This is a genomic window from Cupriavidus sp. NPDC089707, from assembly GCF_044748965.1.
Taxonomy (GTDB): domain Bacteria; phylum Pseudomonadota; class Gammaproteobacteria; order Burkholderiales; family Burkholderiaceae; genus Cupriavidus.
The window spans coordinates 162529-182444 of record NZ_JBIVHB010000005.1 but is presented as its reverse complement, the minus strand read 5'-3'; the positions used below and the strand labels follow the sequence as shown (position 1 = coordinate 182444).

Sequence of the window (19916 nt, the reverse complement as noted above, 5' to 3'; positions counted from 1 at the left end):
GGCGAGCGCGGCACAGAGGGGGAATTGAGGGGCTTACTGCCGTGGGCGAAGCACCAATGAAAAAAGCGTTGCCGAGGATCACCCGGCAACGCCCTTTATTTTATAACGCTGCTACCCGACACCGGGTGCGCGCCTGTCGTCTCCTCGCTTCCGCCTCCATTTAACCTGCGAAAACCGTATATGGAATGTAACGAAGCGGTGCACCGAGGACAAGCTAGAAAAAACCCTAGCCCCAGATTCGGGCATGTCGCCCCACGATCACTCGTGCTTGCGACCAAACCGGGCCAGCAGTTCGCCCATGATGCCTCGGCGGAAGGTCAGCACGCAGATCACGAAGATCACCCCGGTCACCATCGTCACCGACTCGCCCAGCGTGTTGAACCACTGCAGGCCGGTGGCTGAAGCCAGGAAGCTGCCGATGTCGCCCAGCTTGTTCTCCAGCGCCACGATCACGAAGGCGCCGACGATCGGGCCCGACAAGGTGCCCAGGCCGCCCACCAGCGTCATCAGGATCACCGAGCCCGACATCGACCAGTGCACGTCGGTCAGGGTCTCGAAGCCCAGCACCAGCGCCTTGATCGACCCGGCCAGGCCCGACAGCGCGGCCGACAGCACGAAGGCCGTCAGCTTGAAGCGGTCGACATCGTAGCCCAGCGAAATCGCGCGCGGCTCGTTCTCCTTGATCGCCTTCAGGATCTGGCCGAACGGCGAGTGCACCGTGCGCACGATCAGCGCGAAGGCCGCGACCATGATCACCAGCGCCACGTAGTACAGCGTCAGGTCATCCGACAGCGGCAGCACGCCGAACAGCTTGCCGCGCGGGATGCCCTGCAGCCCGTCCTCGCCGCCGGTGAACGGCGCCTGCAGGCAGATAAAGAACAGCATCTGCGCCAGCGCCAGCGTAATCATCGAAAAGTAGATGCCCTGTCGGCGGATCGCCAGCGAGCCGACCACGTAGCCGATCAGCGCGCCGGTGGCCGTGCCCAGGATCAGCCCGATCTCCGGCGTTACGCCCCAGACCTTCATGGCATGGCCCGCCGCGTAGCCGGCACCGCCGAAGAAGGCCGCGTGGCCGAACGACAGCAGCCCGGTATAGCCGATCAGCAGGTTGAACGCGCACGCAAACAGCGCGAAGCACAGCACCTTGAGCACGAACACCGGATAGGCACCGGCCAGCGGCGCCACGATCAGCGCCAGCAGCAGCAATCCGTACAACAGTTTCTTCTGCACGCCCTGTCCCTTTCCTGCCTGGCCCGCGTTGGCAGCCACCGCGGGCTGCGTCGATGATGTGGTTGGTACGCTCATCACTTCTCCTTCCCGAACAGCCCGGCCGGGCGCAGCAGCAGCACGATCACCATGATGAAGAACACCACGGTCGACGATGCTTCAGGATAGAACACCTTGGTCAGGCCCTCGACCACGCCCAGCCCCAGGCCGGTCAGGATCGAACCCATGATCGAACCCATGCCGCCGATCACCACCACCGCGAACACGATGATGATCAGGTTCTGCCCCATCAGCGGCGAGATCTGGATCACCGGCGCGGCCAGCACCCCGGCAAACGCGGCCAGCGCCACGCCGAAGCCGTAGGTCAGCGTCACCATCAGCGGCACGTTGACGCCGAAGGCCTCGACCATCTTGGGATTCTCGGTGCCGGCGCGCAGGTAGGCGCCCAGCTTGGTCTTCTCGATCACGTACCAGGTCGCAAAGCACACCACCAGCGACGCCACCACGACCCATGCGCGGTAGTTGGGCAGGATCATGAAGCCCAGGTCCGTCGCGCCCTGCAGCACGTCCGGCGTCGAATACGGCAGCCCTGACACGCCGTAGGCGGAGCGGAAGATGCCCTCGATCACCAGCGTGATCCCCAGCGTCAGCAGCAGGCCGTAGATGTGGTCGAGCTTGTAGATCCAGCGCAGCATGGTCTTCTCGATCACCACCCCGAGGGCGGCAACGACCAGCGGCGACAGCAGCAGCATGACCCAGTAGTTGAGCCCGGCGTACTCCATACCCATCCAGGCCAGCACAGCACCCAGCATGAAGAGCGCGCCGTGCGCGAAATTGATGACGTTGAGCAGGCCGAAGATGACCGCCAGGCCCAGGCTCAGCATCGCATAGAAGGCGCCGTTCACCAGCCCCAGCAACAGCTGGGAAAGCATGGCAGGCAGGGGAATTCCAAAGATGTCCATGAGCGTCAATTGCTGGTGGTGACCCCCCTCTCCCGTGCGCGGGAGAGGGGTTGGGGGAGAGGGCCGGCGCGGAAGGGGCTGCCGACTTCAACACCGGCGCATGCGAGCCTCAGGACCGCTGCCGGAAGTTTGATTGCGCCGCGCTCCTGCCTGCGCCTGCCCTCTCCCCCTGCCCCTCTCCCGCAGGCGGGAGAGGGGAGCAAACCGTCGCAGTGTCGACGGCTCTTACTTCTTCAACATCGCGCACTTCGACTCGGCCACCGTCGTAAATGCCTGGTCGCCCGGGATGGTCGCCACCACCTTCAGGTAATCCCACGGCTTCTTCGACTCGGCCGCGGTCTTCACCTGCATCAGGTACATGTCGTGGATGCCACGGCCGTCCTGGCGGATATAGCCCTTGGTATAGAAGTCGTTGATCTTCATCTTCTTCAGCTCGGCCATGACCTTGTCCGGATCGTCGGTCTTGGCTGCTTCCACCGCCTTCAGGTAAGTGCTGGCCGCCGAATAATCCGCGGCCTGCAGGCTGCTCGGCATCTTCTTCATCTTGCCGAAGAAGCGGTTGGCGAACTTGCGGGTGTCATCGTTCATGTCCCAGTACCAGCTGTCGGTCATCAGCAGGCCTTCGGTGTTCTTCAGACCCAGGCTGTGGATGTCGTTGATGAACATCAGCAGGCCGGCGATCTTCATCGACTTGGTGATGCCGAATTCCTTGGCCGCCTTGATCGAATTGATGGTGTCGCCGCCGGCGTTGGCCAGACCCAGGATCTGCGCCTTGGACGACTGCGCCTGCAGCAGGAACGACGAGAAGTCGGACGCCGACAGCGGATGGCGTACCTGCCCCGCCACCGTGCCGCCGTTGGCCTTCACCACCGCGGCGGTGTCGCTTTCCAGCGAGTGGCCGAAGGCGTAGTCAGCGGTCAGGAAGAACCACGACTTGCCGCCCTGCTTGACCACCGCGCTGCCGGTGCCCTTGGCCAGCGCCACCGTGTCATAGGCGTAGTGCACCGTGTACGGCGAGCACTCTTCGTTGGTCAGGCGCGCGGTGCCGGCGCCGATGTTGATGTAGACGCGCTTCTTCTCCGAAGCGACCTTGTTCATCGCCAGCGCGGTGCCCGAGTTGGTGCCGCCCAGCAGCATGTCCAGGCCCTGCTGGTCCATCCATTCGCGCGCCTTGGAGGCGGCGATGTCGGCCTTGTTCTGGTGGTCGGCGGAAACAATCTCGATGGGCTTGCCCAGCACCTTGCCGCCGCGGTCCTCGATCGCCATCTTGATGGCTTCCAGGCCGCCGGGACCGTCGATGTCGGCGTACAGGCCAGACATGTCGGTGATATAGCCGATCTTCACAGTGTCGCCGGATACCTGCGCGGCAGCGCCGAACGAAACCGCACCCATGGCAATAGCCGCCATCGCGGCCGCGAGCCGAGTCTTTTTCATCTCTTTGTCTCCTGATTTGCGGCGGCGATGCGCCACCCGTTCCTGCCAAACAGCAATCAACGATCCGGGTATCGTTCAGATCCCGGGATCAGACCCCGAGCAGTTCATGCAGCACCGGCATCTTTGCCTGCAGTTCGCTGGCATCGAAGCGTTCGACGATGCTGCCGTGCTCCATCACGTAGAAGCGGTCGGCCAGCGGCGCGGCGAAGCGGAAGTTCTGCTCCACCATCACCACCGTGTACCCCTTCTGCTTGAGCATCCGGATCATGCGCGCCAGCGCCTGCACGATCACCGGCGCCAGCCCTTCCGAGATTTCATCGAGCAGCAGCAGGTTGGCGCCGGTGCGCAGGATGCGCGCCACCGCCAGCATCTGCTGCTCGCCGCCCGACAGTCGCGTGCCCTGGCTCTGGCGGCGCTCCTTCAGGTTGGGGAACATTTCGTAGAGTTCGGCCTCGCTCATGCCGCTGTTGCGTTCACCCGCCTTGCCTTTGAGCTGCGGGGGCAGCAGCAGGTTCTCCTCGCATGACAGGCTGGAGAAGATCGCGCGCTCTTCGGGGCAGTAGCCGATGCCGTAGTGCGCGATCTTGTGCGTCGGCAGGCCGATGGTCTCGTTGCCGTTGACCTTGATCGAACCCTTGCGCGCGCCGGTCAGGCCCATGATCGCGCGCAGCGTGGTGGTGCGGCCCGCGCCGTTGCGGCCCAGCAGCGTCACCACTTCGCCGCGGTTCACCGTGAGGTCGACGCCGTGCAGGATGTGCGATTCGCCGTACCAGGCCTGCAGGCCCTTGATTTCGAGTGCGGGTGTGTTGTTCGTGCTCATCGTATCGTCCCCCGCTTCAGTGCGCGCCTTGCAGCTCGGCATCGGCCGTGCCCATGTAGGCCTCCATCACGCGCGGGTCCTTCGACACCTCGGCGTAAGGCCCCTCGGCCAGGATCGCGCCACGCTGCAGCACGGTGATCTTGTCGGCGATCGACGAGACCACGCTCATGTTGTGCTCGACCATCAGGATGGTGCGCCCTGCCGAGACCTTCTTGATCAGCTGCGTGACGCGGTCCACGTCCTCGTGGCCCATGCCCTGCGTGGGCTCGTCGAGCAGCATCAGCTCGGGCTCCATCGCCAGCGTGGTGGCGATCTCCAGCGCGCGCTTGCGCCCGTACGGCAGGTTCACCGTCAGTGTCTGCGCGAACTCGGTCAGCCCCACTTGCTCGAGCAGCTCCATGGCGCGGTCATTGAGCACATCGAGCGAGCGCTCGCTGCGCCAGAACTGGTAAGCGGTGCCAAGCTGGCGCTGCAGCCCGATGCGCACGTTCTCCATCACCGTCAGGTGCGGGAACACCGCCGAGATCTGGAACGAACGGATCACGCCGCGGCGCGCGATCTGCGCGGGCTTCTCGCGGGTGATGTCGATGCCGTTGAATACGATGGTGCCGGTGGTCGGCTCCAGGAACTTGGTGAGCAGGTTGAAGCAAGTGGTCTTGCCTGCGCCGTTGGGGCCGATCAATGCATGAATCGAGCCGCGGCGCACCTGTAGGTTGACGTCGCTCACCGCGGTGAACCCCTTGAACTCCTTGGTGAGGTTCCGCGTTTCCAGGATAGTTTCCTGCTGGTTCATGTCTCCTGCCCGCCCTTCGTTGTACGCCGGGTGATGCCCGGCACTGACTGATGGTCCGAACCGGCCTGTAGGCCCTGTGCCGCGTCCGTCAGGCACATCCGTGGTTTCGGCGTGCTGCGGAGTCTTTGTTATGGCTTTGCGGGGCGGCTCCCGCCGGAGAGCAAGGGCTCGCACAATGTGCAGCCCGCGCACCCTCCGAGGCGTCTATTGTGTGCGCCTGTTGCATCGCAAAACATCGGGGTTTGCACTATGAAACATGAACCAAGTGTCAGTTTTTTTGCAGGCGCACATGATCAGCAAACGCCACCTGGCGCCTGCCCCCCTTTCCCGCCCCGATTTCCCATGCTGCACAGCCTGCGCGCGCCGCCTTCAGGCACTTTCCGCCGCGGCCAGTGGCGCTGGCGCCATCACATCCGCTGCTCCCGCACCCCGCCGGCGGTCTTCGCGGATCATGTCGCTGGCGCGTTCGGCAATCATGATGGTGGGCGAATTGGTATTGCCCGAGGTGATCAGCGGCATCACCGAGGCATCGACCACGCGCAGTCCCTCGATGCCGAACACCCGCAGCCGGTTGTCGACCACCGCCATGCCGTCGTCGCCGCGTCCCATCTTGCAGGTGCCGACGGGATGGAAGATGGTGGTGCCGATGCTGCCGGCCGCTTCGGCCAGTTCTTCGTCGGTCTGGAACGCCGCACCCGGCAGGTATTCCTCGGGCTGGTACGGCGCCAGCGCCGGCGACGCCACGATGCGGCGCGTCAGACGCAGCGAATCGGCGGCGACACGCCGGTCTTCGTCGGTCGACAGGTAGTTGGGCGCGATCACCGGCGCGTCGCGGAAATCCCCGCTGCGCGCATGCACACTGCCGCGCGAGGTCGGCCGCAGGTTGCAGGCGCTGGCGGTGAAGGCATTGAACGCATGCAGCGGGTCGCCGAACTTGTCCAGTGACAGCGGCTGCACGTGGTACTCCACATTGGGCCGCGCCTGCGACGGATCCGAGCGCGCGAAGGCCCCCAGCTGCGACGGCGCCATGCTCATCGGCCCGCTCTGGTTGAAGGCGTACTCAACGCCGATGCACAACTTGCCCCAGAGGCTGGCGGCACGCGTGTTGAGCGTACGCACGCCGTTGACCTTGACCACGGTGCGCAGCTGCAGGTGGTCCTGCAGGTTTTCGCCCACGCCGGGCAAGGCGTGGCGTACGTCGATGCCGAGTGCGCGCAGCCGTTCCGGCTGGCCGATGCCGGACAGCTCCAGCAACTGCGGCGTATTGACCGCGCCGGCAGAGAGGATGACTTCATGCCGCGCCGCCACGTCATGCGGCTGCCCGCCGCCTATGTATTGCACGCCAGTGCAGCGACGCCCGTCGAAGGTGAGCGCGCTGACTTGCGCGCCGGTGACGATGGTCAGGTTCGGGCGCTCCGACGCGCGGCGCAGGAAGGCCTTGGCGGTGTTCCAGCGGATGCCGCGGCGCTGGTTCACTTCAAAGTAGCCGACGCCGAAGTTGTCGCCCTGGTTGAAGTCGTCGGTACGCGGAATGCCGGCTTGTTCTGCCGCATCGGCAAAGCGCTCGAGGATGTCCCAGCGTAGCCGCTGCGCTTCGACGCGCCACTCGCCGTGGGCGCCATGGAATTCGCTTGCGCCGCGGTGGTGGTCTTCACAGCGTTTGAACAGCGGGAGCACGTTGTCCCATTTCCAGCCGTCGTCGCCGGACAGGCTGGCCCAGTCGTCGTAGTCTTCGCGCTGGCCGCGCATGTAGATCATGCCGTTGATGGAAGAGCATCCGCCCAGCACGCGGCCGCGGGGGTAGCCTAGCGAGCGTCCGTTCAGGCCGGCTTCGGCTTCGGTGCGGTAGAGCCAGTCCGTGCGGGGGTTGCCGATGCAGTACAGGTAGCCTACCGGGATGTGGATCCAGTGGTAATCGTCCTTGCCGCCGGCTTCCAGCAGGAGGACGTTGATGTCAGGATCCTGGGTCAGGCGGTTTGCCAGGACACAGCCGGCTGAGCCGGCGCCAATGATGATGTAGTCGAATGTCTCCATGGCGGGTTTGGTTTGCATTTTGATCTTCGGTGCCTGACGGCTTGGCATCTGGTGGATATTTGATGCGCCCGGTTCCGCCCTGAAGGGCGGGTAACTTTTTGTCCGAGCGACAAAAAGTCACCAAAAAGCGCGTTTACTGCCTTGGGCGGGCGGCCACTCTTATCGTAGTGTGCCGGGGCTTTCGTACGGGGCTTTGCTTCAGAGTTTGCTGGACTGCCTGCCGCATAGATCTCCACCGTGGACGCGTATTGACGCGGTTGTTGAACGAACCCCGAGCTGTTGGGTGGCCCCTGCTGCTGACGTCAACGCAGGAACGCCTTCGGCTGCGCTGCGCGCAGGCAGCATCTTAGGTCAGGCGCTCGAGCACAGATCCGCTTCGCTACGCTCGCCGGCGTCCAACGCAAAGCCGAACAACCACAACAAATAACCAGCAATCGACCAGCCACAGCGTGTCACCTACGACCCGCGCGCAGCGCAGCCGTAGGCGTTCCTGCGTTGACGTCAGCAGCAGGGGCCACCCACAGCTCTGGGCTCGTCCAAAAACCGCGTCAATCCAGAGCCACCGTGGCGCACCACGGCGTCAGGCAGTCCTGCCCTGCAACGAAGCCCAGCCCCGTACGAAAGCCGTCGCTCACTACGATAAGAGTGGCCGCCCGCAGGGCCGTAAACGCGCTTTTTGGTGACTTTTTGTCGCTTGGACAAAAAGTTACCCGCCCTTTAGGGCGGAACCGGGCGCATCAAATAGCCACTTGATGCCAGCCGCAACCCAACACAAAGATCAAACCAACATTTACTTAGCCACCGGCATCGTAAATTCCGCCCCCTTGGCAATAGCATCCGGCCAGCGCTGCATCACACTCTTGTAGCGCGTATAGAACCGCACCCCTTCTTCACCATAGGCATGGTGATCCCCAAACAACGACCGCTTCCATCCACCAAATGAATGCCAGGCCATAGGAACAGGGATAGGAACATTAATCCCAACCATACCTATCTGGATCTGCCGCGCAAACGCCCTCGCAATCCCACCGTCGCTGGTGTAGCAAGACACCCCATTGCCAAACTCATGCGCATTGATCAGCGCAACGGCCTCGGCAAAGTCATGCACCCGCACCACCGACAACACCGGGCCGAAAATCTCTTCCTTGTAGATGGTCATGTCGGGCTTCACATGATCGAACAGCGTGCCGCCGACATAGAACCCGTTCTCATGCCCGTCGACCTTGTGCCCCCGCCCATCGGTCACCAGCGTCGCGCCCTCTTCCACGCCTTTGGCGATATAGCCCTCGACCTTGGCCTTGTGCGCCCCGGTCACCAGCGGACCCATTTCCGCGTCCGACTCCATGCCGTTGCGGATCTTCAGCGCACGCGCCCGCTCCGCCAGCCGCGGCACCAGCTTGTCGGCGACATCGCCAACCGCCACGGCCACGGAGATCGCCATGCAGCGCTCTCCCGCCGAGCCATAGGCCGCACCAATCAGCGCATCGACCGCCTGGTCGAGATCCGCATCAGGCATCACCACCAGGTGGTTCTTGGCCCCGCCCAGCGCCTGTACCCGCTTGCCGTGCTTCGTCCCTTCCGTATAGATGTACTCGGCAATCGGCGTCGAGCCAACGAACGACAATGCCTGCACATCCGGATGCGCCAGCAGCGCATCGACCGCTTCCTTGTCCCCCTGCACGACGTTGAACACGCCATCGGGCAAGCCAGCCTGGCGCAGCAGATCCGCAATCAGCAAACTCGGAGACGGATCCCGCTCAGACGGCTTCAGCACGAACGTATTGCCGCACGCCAGCGCCACCGGGAACATCCACATCGGCACCATCACCGGGAAGTTGAACGGCGTGATCCCCGCCACCACGCCCAGCGGCTGGCGCAGGTTCCAGTTGTCGATGCCGCCACCGATGTTGTCGGTGAAATCGGTCTTGAGCAGGTTGGGAATGCCGCAGGCAAACTCCACCACCTCAATGCCCCGCGTGACCTCGCCCTTGGCATCCGAGAACACCTTGCCATGCTCGCGCGTGATCAGCGCGGCCAGGTCGTCATGGTGCTGGTCGAGCAGCTCCTTGAACTTGAACAGGATGCGCGCCCGGCGCAGCGGCGGGGTCTCGGACCATGCGGGAAAGGCGGCCTTGGCGGCGGCCACGGCATCGGCTACGTCCTGCGCGGTGGCGAGCGCCACGCGCGCGGCAACTTCGCCGATCGCAGGGTTAAAGATATCGGCCAGGCGTTGCGACGCGCCACGCGTCTGCCGGCCCCCGATGAAATGTCCAACGGTAGTTTGCACAGCGCTGGCTTCTGCAAGGATGTCTTCCACGTCCACTCCTGCTTGATACTGGATATCGAGGATCGGCCGCATCATTGGCGCGCGGTAATAACAGCGCGGTAATAACAGCGCCGCCACGCGTTTGCCGCGCGTGGCGCGGCGGGCCGGGATGAGCGCAAGCTTGGTGCAGTTGCACCGCCCCGTCCAATGATTTATCGTCAAACGCAATATAAGCCGCGCTAAATATTGCGCCGCACAACTCGCGCCATCGAAACGCCCCCATTGCCTTGGACCTCCACCACCTGCGCGCATTCGTCGCCGTCGCCCGCGAAGGCAACCTGACCCGCGCCGCGCAGCGGCTGCACCTGACCCAGCCTGCTGTCAGCCTGCAGCTCAAGGCGCTGCAGTCGGCATGGCGCATCAAACTGTTTGAACGCACCGCTGCCGGCCTGACGCTGACCGCGGACGGCGCCGCGCTGCTGCCGCTGGCCGAGCGCATCCTCGACGGCGTGGGCGACCTGCAGCACACCGTCAATGCCATGCATCACACGGTGCGCGGCCGGCTGGCGATCGGCACCATCCTCGACCCGGAATTCACGCGGCTGGGGCCGATGCTGCGCACACTGGTCGAGCGCCACCCGCAGATCGGCACCGAGCTGCGCCACGGCATGTCGGGGTGGGTGCTGCAACAGGTACGCAGCGGGGCGCTCGATGTCGGCTTCTACCTCGGCCAGCCGCCCGACGCGAGCTTCCATGCGCTGACGCTGACGCCGTTCTCGTACTACGTGGTCGCGCCCAAGGGCTGGAAGGAGCGCACCGCGCTGCGCTCATGGGCGCAGCTGGCGACGCTGCCGTGGATCTGGACGCCGCCAGAATCTGCGCATAACCGCCTGCTGTGCGAGCGCTTCGCGCAGGCGGGTGTCGACGCAGCCGGCGTACCCAAGGTGGCGCACGTGGACCAGGAAGCATCGATGCTGGACCTGGTCCGTTCCGGCGTGGGACTGTCGCTGGTACGCGATTCGATTGCGCTGCGCGAATCGCATGCGCACGGCCTGGCGATCGTCGAGGGCATGTCCGTGCAGACCGAGCTGACGCTGGTCTGCCTGGCGACGCGCCGCGACGACCCGGTGGTGGCCGCGGTGTTCGGCGTGGCGGAGTCGGTGTTCCGGACTTAGGCCGCCTGTGACCCGGACGGCGGCGCAGAGGGTTGCAGGTGCCGCCGCAGCCAGTCGCTCAGCGCCGCGAACACTTCGCCGCGCAGCGGCTGCGCTTCGTTAAATATCTCGTGGAAGCCGTGCGGATACCAGACCTCATCGCGCAGGTCGGGCGGCGCATTGTCGAAGAAGCTGCGGCTGCCCGCCGGATCGACCACGCGGTCGGCGCCGCCGACCAGCATCAGCATCGGTGTCTCCAGCCGCGCGGCATCGGCCTGTGCCTGCGCCATGCCGCGGATAAAACTCTCCAGCACGCTGGCTGTGATGGTGGTCTGCACCAGCGGGTCGGCGCGGTAGGCCGCCACCACGGTGGGGTCGTGCGACAGGAGCCGCGCGTCGATCGGGTTGGGCACGCGCAGGCGCGGCGCCAGTGTCAGCAGCACACGGTGCAGCGCCAGCATCGGCCGCGACAGCCGCAGCGCCAGCGCGGGGGATGACAGCACCAGCGCACGCGCCGGGCGCACGCGCGCGGTGGCAAAGCGCGCCGCGATCAGCCCGCCCATGCTGTGGCCGAGCAGGATCGGCAACTCTTTCCAGCCGTGCAGCGCGGCGTCGTAGATTTCGGCCAGGTCCTCGAGATAGATGTCGGGATGATCGGCCACCATGCGCGCACCGCCGCTGGCGCCGTGTCCGCGCAGGTCGAATGCACGCACGCGCAATCCCAATCCGCAGAGCAGGTCGGCGACGTGCTGGTAGCGCCCGGCGTGTTCGGCCAGTCCGTGCACCAGCAGCACCGAGCCGAGCGGCTCGGCAAAGCGCCCGGGGTCGGGTTGCCAGGTGCGCAGCAGCAGCTCGGTGCCGTCACGCATGCGCTGGCGGCTTTGCACGGGTGCGTGCGCAATGGCGGCTTCAGGGCCTGCGTTGGCGCCCTTGGCCTCCGCGGCCCCGGCAGCGGCGGCTGCGGAAGCGAGATCGTCCGTCGTCGGTTGTGCCATGCGCTGCGCGCTCCCCTGCGGCCACGCCGGCGCGAGCGCCGGCATTGTTGTTGTCGTCCTGCGTACTGCGCCCAAGGCGATCAGTGACAGCCATACCCTTCTCGCGCCGATTTGCGCGCACCGCCCGCCTCGGGCACGTCCGCGATATCGGCGAGGATCGGGCAGTCCGGCCGGTCGTCGCCGCTGCAATGCTGCGCCAGTTGCCGCAACGTATCGCGCATCGCCGCCAACTCGGCGATGCGCTGCTCCAGGTCGGCCACATGCCTGAGCGTCAGCGCCTTGACGTCGGCGCTGGCGCGGCCGCGGTCGCGCCACAGCGACAGCAGGTCACGGATCTCGTCGAGCGAGAAGCCCAGATTACGGGCGCGCCGCACGAAGCGCAAGGTATGCAACGCGCGTTCGTCATAGCGCCGGTAGCCGCCCTCGGTGCGCGGCGGCGCCGCCACCAACCCGATCGATTCGTAGTGCCGGATCATCTTGGCCGACACGCCAGACGCCTGCGCCGCTTCGCCGATATTCATCGCTTGCCTCCCTGAGTTGCAACCGCCGCGGCCGCCGCGCCGGACTGCGGATGCCAGCGCCGCAGCAGCAAGGCATTGCCGACCACGCTGACGCTGGAGAACGCCATTGCCGCGCCCGCCACCACCGGGTTCAGCAGCCCCGCCGCCGCCAGCGGAATGCCGACCACGTTGTAGAAAAATGCCCAGAACAGGTTCTGGCGGATCTTGCGCACGGTGCGGTGCGAGACCACCAGCGCATCGGCCACCAGCGCCGGGTCGCCGCGCATCAGCGTGATGCCGGCTGCGTGCATGGCGACATCGGTACCGGTGGACATGGCGATGCCGACATCGGCCGCCGCCAGCGCCGGCGCATCGTTGATGCCGTCGCCCACCATCGCCACGACCGCGCCACCCTGCCCCAGCGCCTGCACGCGTGCGGCCTTGTCCTCGGGCAATACCTCAGCCTGAACTTCGTCGAGACCGAGTTCGCGCGCCACCCGCGCCGCCGCGCCGGCGTTGTCGCCAGTCAGCATCACGGTGCGCACGCCCGCCGCGCGCAGCCTGGCGATCGCCCCGGGCGCGCCCGGCTTGATCGCATCGCCAAACGCAACCAGCCCAACGACGCGCGGCGGCGTGGCCTCGACCAGCCACGACACGGTGCGGCCTTCGTCGCGCAGCCGCTGCGCCACCGGCGCCAGCGTACCCGCTTCCGCGCCCAGCGATTCACGCAGCCGTTCGCTGCCGAGTTGCAGCGCCTGGCCATCGACCACGCCGGCGATGCCGCGGCCCGGCAGCGCCTGGACGTCCGCGGCCTTGGGTATGGCGATGCCGCGCACCTGCGCCGCGGCCAGCACCGCGCGCGCCAGCGGGTGTTCGCTGCCGGCCTGCAGCGCGGCCAGACGCGCCAGCAGCGCGCCGCCGTCGGCATCGGCAGGATCGGCGGCATGCAGCGCCACCACCTCGGGCTTGCCGACCGTCAGCGTGCCGGTCTTGTCGAACGCCACCACGCTGACGCGATGCGCCACTTCCAGCGCCTCGGCGTCCTTGATCAGGATGCCCGCACGCGCCCCGGCGCCTGTGCCCGCCATGATCGCGGTGGGCGTAGCCAGCCCCAGCGCGCACGGGCAGGCGATCACCAGCACCGCCACTGCATTGAGCAGCGCGGCTTCCCAGTTTCCGCCCAGCAGGCCCCAGCCCAGCACCGTCACCAGCGCAATGACCAGCACCACCGGCACGAATACCGCGCTGACCCGGTCCACCATGCGCTGGATCGGCGCCTTGGCCGCCTGCGCATGCTCGACCATGCGGATGATGCGCGCCAGCACGGTCTCGGCGCCGACGGCAACGGTGCGCGCCACCAGCAGCCCTTCGAAGTTGATCGCGCCGCCGGTCAGCCGGTCGCCCGGCTTCTTGGGCACCGGCACGCTCTCGCCGGTCAGCATCGATTCGTCCGCATGGCTGCTGCCTTCGATCACCTCGGCATCGACCGGGATGCGCTCGCCCGGGCGCACCACCACTTCGTCGCCGACGCGCACCGATGCCAGCGGCACGCTGGCTTCCTGGCCCCCACGGCGCACGCGCGCGGTATCGGGGCGCAGCGCCGCCAGCGCGCGGATGGCCTCGGCGGTCTGGCGTTTGGCGCGCGTCTCCAGCCACTTGCCCAGCCGCACCAGCGTGATCACCACCGCCGCGCTTTCGAAGTACAGGTGCGGCATGGCATCGGCAGGCGTGCGCCACATCAGCCACAGCGACAGGCCGTACGCCGCGGTCGTGCCCAGTGCCACCAGCAAGTCCATGTTGCCGGCACCCGCGCGCACAGCCTTCCAGCCAGCCTTGTAGAAGCGCCAGCCGAACACAAACTGCACCGGCGTCGCCAGCAGCCACTGCACCCAGGCTGGCAGCATCCAGTGCACGCCGAACCATTCCAGCACCATCGGCGCGACCAGCGGCAGCGACAGCGCGGCCGAGATCGCCACCGGCCAGGGGCCGTCCCAGAATGCGGGCGTGCGCGCGGCCTGCGCCGAAGCCGCTGCGCTGGCTTCAGCGCCAGCCGCCGGCGTGGCCCCATAGCCCGCGCGAGCCACGGCGGCAGCCAGCGCGGCGCCATCGGCGGTGCCGCGCAGCACCGTGACCGTGGCGCGCTCGGTGGCCAGGTTGACTTGCGCCTCCACCACGCCCGGCACGGCGCGCAGGGCCTTTTCCACGCGCGTCACGCACGAGGCGCAGGTCATGTCGGTGACTTGCAGCTCGACGGTGTCCTGCAGCACCGCATAGCCGGCATCGGCCACGGCACGCGCGGCGGCCGGCAGCACGGCAGCGGAGTCGGCACGCAGCGTGGCGGCCTCGGTGGCAAGGTTGACGGCCACGTCGCGTACGCCTGGCACGCGCGCCAGCGCGTTTTCCACGCGGCGCACGCACGAGGCGCAGGTCATGCCCTCGACCGGCAGGCGCCATTCGGGCGCGTCGTCAAAGGTCTTGGCGGGTTGCGGAGCGAGCACAGCGCTGGAACTGGTCATGGTCCTGGATCATCCACAGTGTCGATGTCAGCATCATGGACCTTACCATCATGGGAAGGTCAAGGGTGAATCAGCATGGCTTTTGCGACACTTAAAAATCCTCTTGCGCTTCCCACCATAGCAAGGTTCACACTACATCTGTCGCGGCACCGTGCCGCCAGTCATCCCCTTCAGGAGGTTTCCAGCATGATCCAGTTCCAGGTCGAAGGCATGTCCTGCAACCATTGCGTCGGCGCCATCACGCGTGCCGTGCAGGCAGTTGATCCGGCCGCAAAGGTCAGCGCCGATGTACCGGCCCACGCCGTGCGCGTGGACAGCAGCGCCGACACGCAGGCACTGCGGGACGCAATTGAAGAGGCTGGCTATCCGGTCAAGTCGGTGTCGTAAGCGGCACGCTTGCAACAAAAAGGGACGCCTTGGCGTCCCTTTTACATTGGCCGTGGCGCCGTGCTCAGAAGCGGTAGCCCACGCTCAGGAATGTCACGACCGGGTCGATCTTGATCTTGGTGTGCGACACGATGGTCACCGGTCCGCCTTGCGTGGTAAAGGTGGCTCGAGTCGAGAGCGGCAGGTACGACACCGACAGGCCGACGAACCAGTTATCGGTGATGGCGTAGTTGGCGCCGATGTTGAATACCGGGTTCCACGACGGCTTGGCGCTGGCGGTCATCTTGGCGCCGGGAATGCCGAACGCGCCATTGACGAACTGCTGGTTGGTGATGGTTTCGTCGGTGAACCACGTGTAGTTCACGCCGATGCCGACATACGGACGGAACTTGGCCTTGGCGTCGAAGAAATGGTACTTGACCAGCAGCGCCGGGCTCCATTGCTTGACCGTGCCCAGCTTGCCGTACTGCGCGTACTCGCCGGTGCCCTTGACGTCGTGCTTGGGCGGGATGCCCGCGACCAGCTCGCCCGAGATGTTGTCCGTGAAGAAGTGCGAAAACGCCAGGCCGATCGTGTCGGCGGTCTCGATGTCGGCGCCGGTGTTGGGGCGGGTCATGTTGACCGGGCGGCCGTTGATAGTGTCGACGGTCATCGGGTCGGCGGAGCTGTTCGGCATCACGCGGAACCAGCCCAGGCTGACGATATTGCTGCCCGCCGACTGTGCTTGTGCGGCTCCTGCCAACGCCATGACAGCGCCGGCCGCCAGCATCTTCTTCTTGTAGTTCGATTTCATAGTCCTCTTACTCCTCATTCGTTTACTGCCGCATGCATTATCCGGCGTGTGGGAGCGGGACTGTTTCACCGACGATACAGATTCGTAGAGGACGCCCCCTAAAGGAAGGGTAAACCACTAAGAAACCCCGGCTGGAAGCGTGGCCAGGCAGGGTAAACGCTGCGTCGGCGCAACGCTTTATGCCGCGCGCCGGAAAAAACCATGAATGATACGAGGGTTTAGGGGCCGGCTGCGCAACAACGCCCGCCTGGTCCCTCCCTCGCGAGGGACCAGGCGATCAGGGCGTGACGATGGCGAAGCTCGGCTCGAACCTGTCCATCAGCGCCACCCATGCAGCGAGCGCCTGCGGATCGCCATCGACCTTCGCGCGGCCGGCCTCCGCCTGCAGCGTGGTCTGCCCCGCCAGCACGCCGGTCAGCACGGCGCGCGGCATCGTCAGCGTGGCCTGCGGTGCGGCATGCTGCGCACCTGCCTTGTAGCGGAACACGCCGTTCTCGACGGTCAGCGCGTAGCGCTTGCCGGTGTCGGGCTGGATCCAGTTGATCGCCACGGTCTTGCCCGCGGCGCGCTCGCCGTTCAGGCTGATTGCCAGGTAGTCCAGGAACATGGTGTCGGTCATCGCCCGCAGCACGTCGGGGCTGCCGGTGCGGCGCGTGGACTTAGGCGCGCCGTCGCGCAGTTCGGCCGCGCCGGTCAGGTAGGCGTTGCGCCAGGTCGACGACTCGGCCTGGTAGCCGAGCTGCTCCAGCGCATCGGCCTGCAGCCGGCGCGCGGCCTGGTTGTTCGGGTCGGCAAAGACCACGTGCTTGAGCACCTCGGCCACCCAGCGGTACTCGCCGCGCGCATAAGACGCGCGCGCCCGCTCCAGCACGCGCGCCGCGCCGCCCATGTACTCGACATAGCGCTTGCCGGCATCCTCCGGCGGCAGCGGGTTCAGGTTGGCGGGATTGGCGTCGTACCAGCCGAGGTAGCGCTGGTAGACCGCTTTGGCGTTGTGGCTGACGGTGCCGTAGTAGTCGCGCAGGTGCCATTCGGAAGCCAGCGACGGCGGCAGCTTCACGCGCTCGGCAATCTCCGCCGGCACGTAGCCCAGGTTGGCCAGCCGCAGCGACTGGTCGTGGATGTACTTGTAGCCATCGCGCTGCTTGCCCAGGTAGGTGACGATATTGTCGCGGCCCCAGGTCGGCCAGTGGTGCTGCGCGAACAGCACCTCCGTGCGGTTGCCGAAGCGGTCGATGGTCTCGTCCAGCGCGCGCCACCACTGGTTGGCGTCGCGCACCTGCGCGCCGCGGATGGTGTACAGGTTATGCAGGTTGTGGGTGGCATCCTCGGCCGCGCACAGCGCCTTCCACTGTGGCAGGTACATCAGCATCTCGGCGGGCGCCTCGGTGCCGGGAGCCATCAGGAACTCGATCTGCACGCCGTCGATGGTGCGGGTTTCGCCGGTCCTGGTGATCAGGTCGGTGGGCGGCACCAGCGTCAGTGTGCCCTGCGCCACCGCCTTGCCCAGCCCGGCATCGACCTGGGCGGTGGCCGAGCGCGGCAGAGTTGTGCCGTACATGTACTGGGCGCGCCGGCTCATGGCGTTGCCGGCAAAGACGTTCTCGCTGACCGCCTCTTCCATGAAGCCTTCGGGCGCCAGCACCTTGACCTTCCCCGCCTTGACGTCCTCTTCGCTGATCACGCCCTTGGCGCCGCCGAAGTGATCGGCATGGCTGTGCGTGTAGATCACCGCCACCACCGGCTTTTTGGGGCGGTGCTTGTAGTAAAGCTCCAGGCCGGTGCGCGCGGTCTCGGTGGCGGTCAGCGGGTCGATCACGATCAGGCCGGAGTCGCCCTCGATGATCGTCATGTTGGAGATATCGAGACCGCGGATCTGGTAGATGCGGTCGGTCACCTGGAACAGGCCGTGGTTCAAGTTCAGCCGGGCTTGCCGCCACAGGCTGGGATTGACCGTCGCCGGTGCGACATCCTTGTCAATGAAACGGTACGAATCCAGCGACCAAACCACCTTGCCCTGCGCATCGCGGATCTCGCCGCTGTCGATGGTGCCGATGAAGCCCCGGCGTGCGTCCTCGAAATCGCGCTGGTTCTGGAACGGCAACTGTTGCAGCACGGCGGCCTGGGCGCGGGCCGTGGCGTCGCTGGCCGGGTTGGCCGGTGTGGGAGCGGCGTTGGACGATCCGGAAGAGCCGGCGAAAACGAGGGCTGCGGCGAAGGCCGCGGCAGTGGAGGTCGGGTACGGCATGCGGGTCTCCTTTGGGCGCTGTCAGCAACGTCGCGCCACAAGATTGTGCTGAACGTTCAGTACAATCATGGAGTTTGCTGGCAGAACTCCTCTACTGTCAAATCGCTGCCGGCCTGAAAATTCTGAAATCTGCCCCCGCCCCGTATGCCGTCTTCGATGCCCCCGACCACCAAATCCCCGCCCGCGGCGCTCAAGAACCGCCGCGGCCTGGAAACCCGCGACCGGATTCTCGCCGTCGCGCGGGAGCTGATCAGCGCACATGGCTACTCCGAGGTGACGCTCGACCAGGTCTCCGCCCAGGTCGGGGTGGCCAAGAGCAGCCTGCTCTGGCACTTCGGCAGCAAGGAAATGCTGCTGGCGCAGGCCGCGACCAGCCTGTTCGAAGACTTCGGACATGACCTGGGAGGTGTCGCCCGGCATGCCGGCAAGACGCCGCCGCAGCGGTTGGAAACCCTGTTCGACGAACTCGCCGACTATTTCACGGCCAACCCCGAGGCCAAGGGCGTGGTGCTTGGCCTGCTGTTCTCCGGCGGCGTGCCGGCCAGCGTGCGCGAGCAAATCCGGCACAGCTGGGACGCGCATGTGCGCGACCTGGCCGAGGCGCTGTCACTGCCGGGCCAGCCGCTGCCGCCCGAGATGTCGCGCCTGATCGTGGCGACGCTGCACGGCTGCTATGTCCACTGGTACGCCAGCGACCGCAGCGAGCCCATTGCCAGTTTCCTCGCGCCGGCGCGTACCTTGTTCAGCGATTGGCTGCGCGCCCGGGCGGGCTGATCGGCCGGCGTCAGGCGCGACTGGCCAGCACGCACGCCGCCAGGTCCCACAGCGCATAGCCCACGCTCTTGAACACCAGCGGGCTGCCACCGCGCGCGCGGATGGCATCCGCCTGCAAGATCGCCGTCTCGAACGGCTGCACGGTGCCCCAGTCGATGCCAGCCTGCAGCAGGTCACCAGCCTCTTCCTCGATGCCGAACAGCGTATCGGCCAGCAGGCGCCCATGGTCCGCGGCCGCATGGCACAGCTGTGGCGGCAGCTCGCACATGTCGGGGCGGAAGGCACCGACCGCGGCGATGAAGTGGTCGTCGCGCCAGAGGCCGCTGTCCAGGTCGGGCAGCACCGGGCTGCGGCTGGACGTGACCGTGACCACCATCGACACGCGCGGCAGCACCGCGGCAACGGTGTCAGTCACTTCCGCGTCGACGCCCAGCGTGCGCGCCTGCGCGGCCAAGGCCTCGGCCTTGCCGCGCGTGCGCGACTGCAGCCACACCTTGCGCACGCCCAGCCCGGCGACAAAGGCCTCCAGGTGCGTCAGCGCCTGCACGCCAGCGCCGACGATCAGCAGTTCGCCATCGGTGCGCGCGGCGAAGCATTGCGCCGCCAGCAGCGAAACCGCCGCGGTGCGCCGGCCGGTCACCGTGGGTCCGTCGAGCATGGCAAGACGCGCACCGGTATGCGCGTCGGCCACCACCACTTCGCCGAGGATATTGGGCAGCCCGCGCACCGGGTTGCCGGGGTGCACGGTGATGTTCTTGGTCATCACCAGGTTGCGGTTGCGCGCCGGCATCACCAGCAACGTACCCTCGCCGTGTTCCGCATCGCCCACCGGCAGCGCGATGCGCGGCGGCGCCATGGCCGTGCCGTCGCGCAATTCGGCCAGCATGTCGGCGATGGCGCGCGCCAGTTCGGGATATGGCAGGCGGGCCGCGGTGCTGGCGGCATCGAGAGGAAGCAGGGACATGCGGGCGCTCCGGCTGGATGGTGAAGCGGTCATTATGCGGGACGGCCCG

The 19916-nt window shown here is 66.4% G+C and carries 16 protein-coding genes; 3 read left to right on the top strand and 13 right to left on the bottom strand.

Annotated elements, in window-relative coordinates; translation table 11 throughout:
* Positions 1–258: 258 nt before the first annotated feature.
* The 7 genes from ACIP1U_RS10900 to ACIP1U_RS10870 form a co-directional block, all read right to left on the bottom strand.
* Positions 259–1305 carry a branched-chain amino acid ABC transporter permease gene (locus tag ACIP1U_RS10900; RefSeq protein WP_400314622.1) on the bottom strand — a complete coding sequence of 349 codons (1047 nt, stop codon included), beginning with the start codon at positions 1303–1305 and terminating at the stop codon, positions 259–261.
* On the bottom strand, positions 1305–2189 hold the full coding sequence (locus tag ACIP1U_RS10895; RefSeq protein ID WP_400314620.1) for a branched-chain amino acid ABC transporter permease: 885 nt from the start codon (positions 2187–2189) through the stop codon (positions 1305–1307). Before ACIP1U_RS10895 ends, ACIP1U_RS10900 begins: the two co-directional genes overlap by 1 nt.
* A gap of 225 nt (positions 2190–2414) precedes the next feature.
* Complete coding sequence (locus tag ACIP1U_RS10890; protein WP_400314618.1) at positions 2415–3623, bottom strand: ABC transporter substrate-binding protein; 1209 nt, start codon at positions 3621–3623, stop codon at positions 2415–2417.
* An 88-nt stretch (positions 3624–3711) separates the two neighbouring features.
* Positions 3712–4443 carry an ABC transporter ATP-binding protein gene (locus ACIP1U_RS10885; RefSeq protein ID WP_400314617.1) on the bottom strand — a complete coding sequence of 244 codons (732 nt, stop codon included), beginning with the start codon at positions 4441–4443 and terminating at the stop codon, positions 3712–3714.
* Between the two features lie 16 nt (positions 4444–4459).
* A complete protein-coding gene (locus tag ACIP1U_RS10880; protein ID WP_400314615.1) occupies positions 4460–5236 on the bottom strand; it encodes an ABC transporter ATP-binding protein in 777 nt (258 codons plus the stop codon).
* A 369-nt stretch (positions 5237–5605) separates the two neighbouring features.
* A complete protein-coding gene (locus ACIP1U_RS10875; RefSeq protein ID WP_400314847.1) occupies positions 5606–7270 on the bottom strand; it encodes a GMC family oxidoreductase in 1665 nt (554 codons plus the stop codon).
* Between the two features lie 790 nt (positions 7271–8060).
* Positions 8061–9629 (bottom strand): CoA-acylating methylmalonate-semialdehyde dehydrogenase, encoded by a 1569-nt coding sequence (locus ACIP1U_RS10870; RefSeq protein ID WP_400314845.1) that lies wholly within the window; start codon positions 9627–9629, stop codon positions 8061–8063.
* Between the two features lie 194 nt (positions 9630–9823).
* Between ACIP1U_RS10870 and ACIP1U_RS10865 the strand changes: the two genes are divergently transcribed.
* The gene (locus tag ACIP1U_RS10865) at positions 9824–10711 is read left to right on the top strand and encodes a LysR family transcriptional regulator (RefSeq protein WP_400314614.1); all 888 of its coding nucleotides are present in this window, start codon (positions 9824–9826) and stop codon (positions 10709–10711) included.
* On the opposite strand, the gene ACIP1U_RS10860 is transcribed toward ACIP1U_RS10865, so the two are convergent.
* From ACIP1U_RS10860 to ACIP1U_RS10850, 3 genes are all read right to left on the bottom strand, one after another.
* Positions 10708–11685, bottom strand: a complete 978-nt coding sequence (locus ACIP1U_RS10860) for a lysophospholipase (protein ID WP_400314612.1) — start codon at positions 11683–11685, stop codon at positions 10708–10710. The genes ACIP1U_RS10865 and ACIP1U_RS10860 overlap by 4 nt on opposite strands.
* Positions 11686–11765: 80 nt before the next feature.
* On the bottom strand, positions 11766–12206 hold the full coding sequence (gene cueR / locus ACIP1U_RS10855) for a Cu(I)-responsive transcriptional regulator (RefSeq protein ID WP_400314610.1): 441 nt from the start codon (positions 12204–12206) through the stop codon (positions 11766–11768).
* Entirely contained in the window at positions 12203–14701 is a 2499-nt protein-coding gene (locus ACIP1U_RS10850; RefSeq protein WP_400314608.1) for a heavy metal translocating P-type ATPase, read from the bottom strand. Before ACIP1U_RS10850 ends, cueR begins: the two co-directional genes overlap by 4 nt.
* Positions 14702–14887: 186 nt before the next feature.
* On the opposite strand from ACIP1U_RS10850, the gene ACIP1U_RS10845 reads away from it, so the two are divergent.
* Positions 14888–15088, top strand: coding sequence for a heavy-metal-associated domain-containing protein (locus tag ACIP1U_RS10845; RefSeq protein ID WP_400314607.1), 201 nt, complete (start codon positions 14888–14890; stop codon positions 15086–15088).
* 64 nt (positions 15089–15152) lie between these two features.
* Here the strand turns inward: ACIP1U_RS10845 and ACIP1U_RS10840 are convergent, their stop codons facing one another.
* Positions 15153–15881, bottom strand: a complete 729-nt coding sequence (locus ACIP1U_RS10840; protein WP_400314606.1) for an OmpW family protein — start codon at positions 15879–15881, stop codon at positions 15153–15155.
* 277 nt (positions 15882–16158) lie between these two features.
* Positions 16159–18129: an alkyl/aryl-sulfatase gene (locus ACIP1U_RS10835; protein ID WP_400314604.1), complete on the bottom strand. Its 1971-nt coding sequence runs from the start codon at positions 18127–18129 to the stop codon at positions 16159–16161.
* A gap of 156 nt (positions 18130–18285) precedes the next feature.
* Here ACIP1U_RS10835 and ACIP1U_RS10830 point away from each other — a divergent pair, with 156 nt between their 5' ends.
* A complete protein-coding gene (locus ACIP1U_RS10830) occupies positions 18286–18903 on the top strand; it encodes a TetR/AcrR family transcriptional regulator (RefSeq protein ID WP_400314602.1) in 618 nt (205 codons plus the stop codon).
* Positions 18904–18913: 10 nt separating this feature from the next.
* Here the strand turns inward: ACIP1U_RS10830 and ACIP1U_RS10825 are convergent, their stop codons facing one another.
* On the bottom strand, positions 18914–19867 hold the full coding sequence (locus tag ACIP1U_RS10825; protein ID WP_400314601.1) for a delta(1)-pyrroline-2-carboxylate reductase family protein: 954 nt from the start codon (positions 19865–19867) through the stop codon (positions 18914–18916).
* Between the last annotated feature and the right edge of the window lie 49 nt (positions 19868–19916).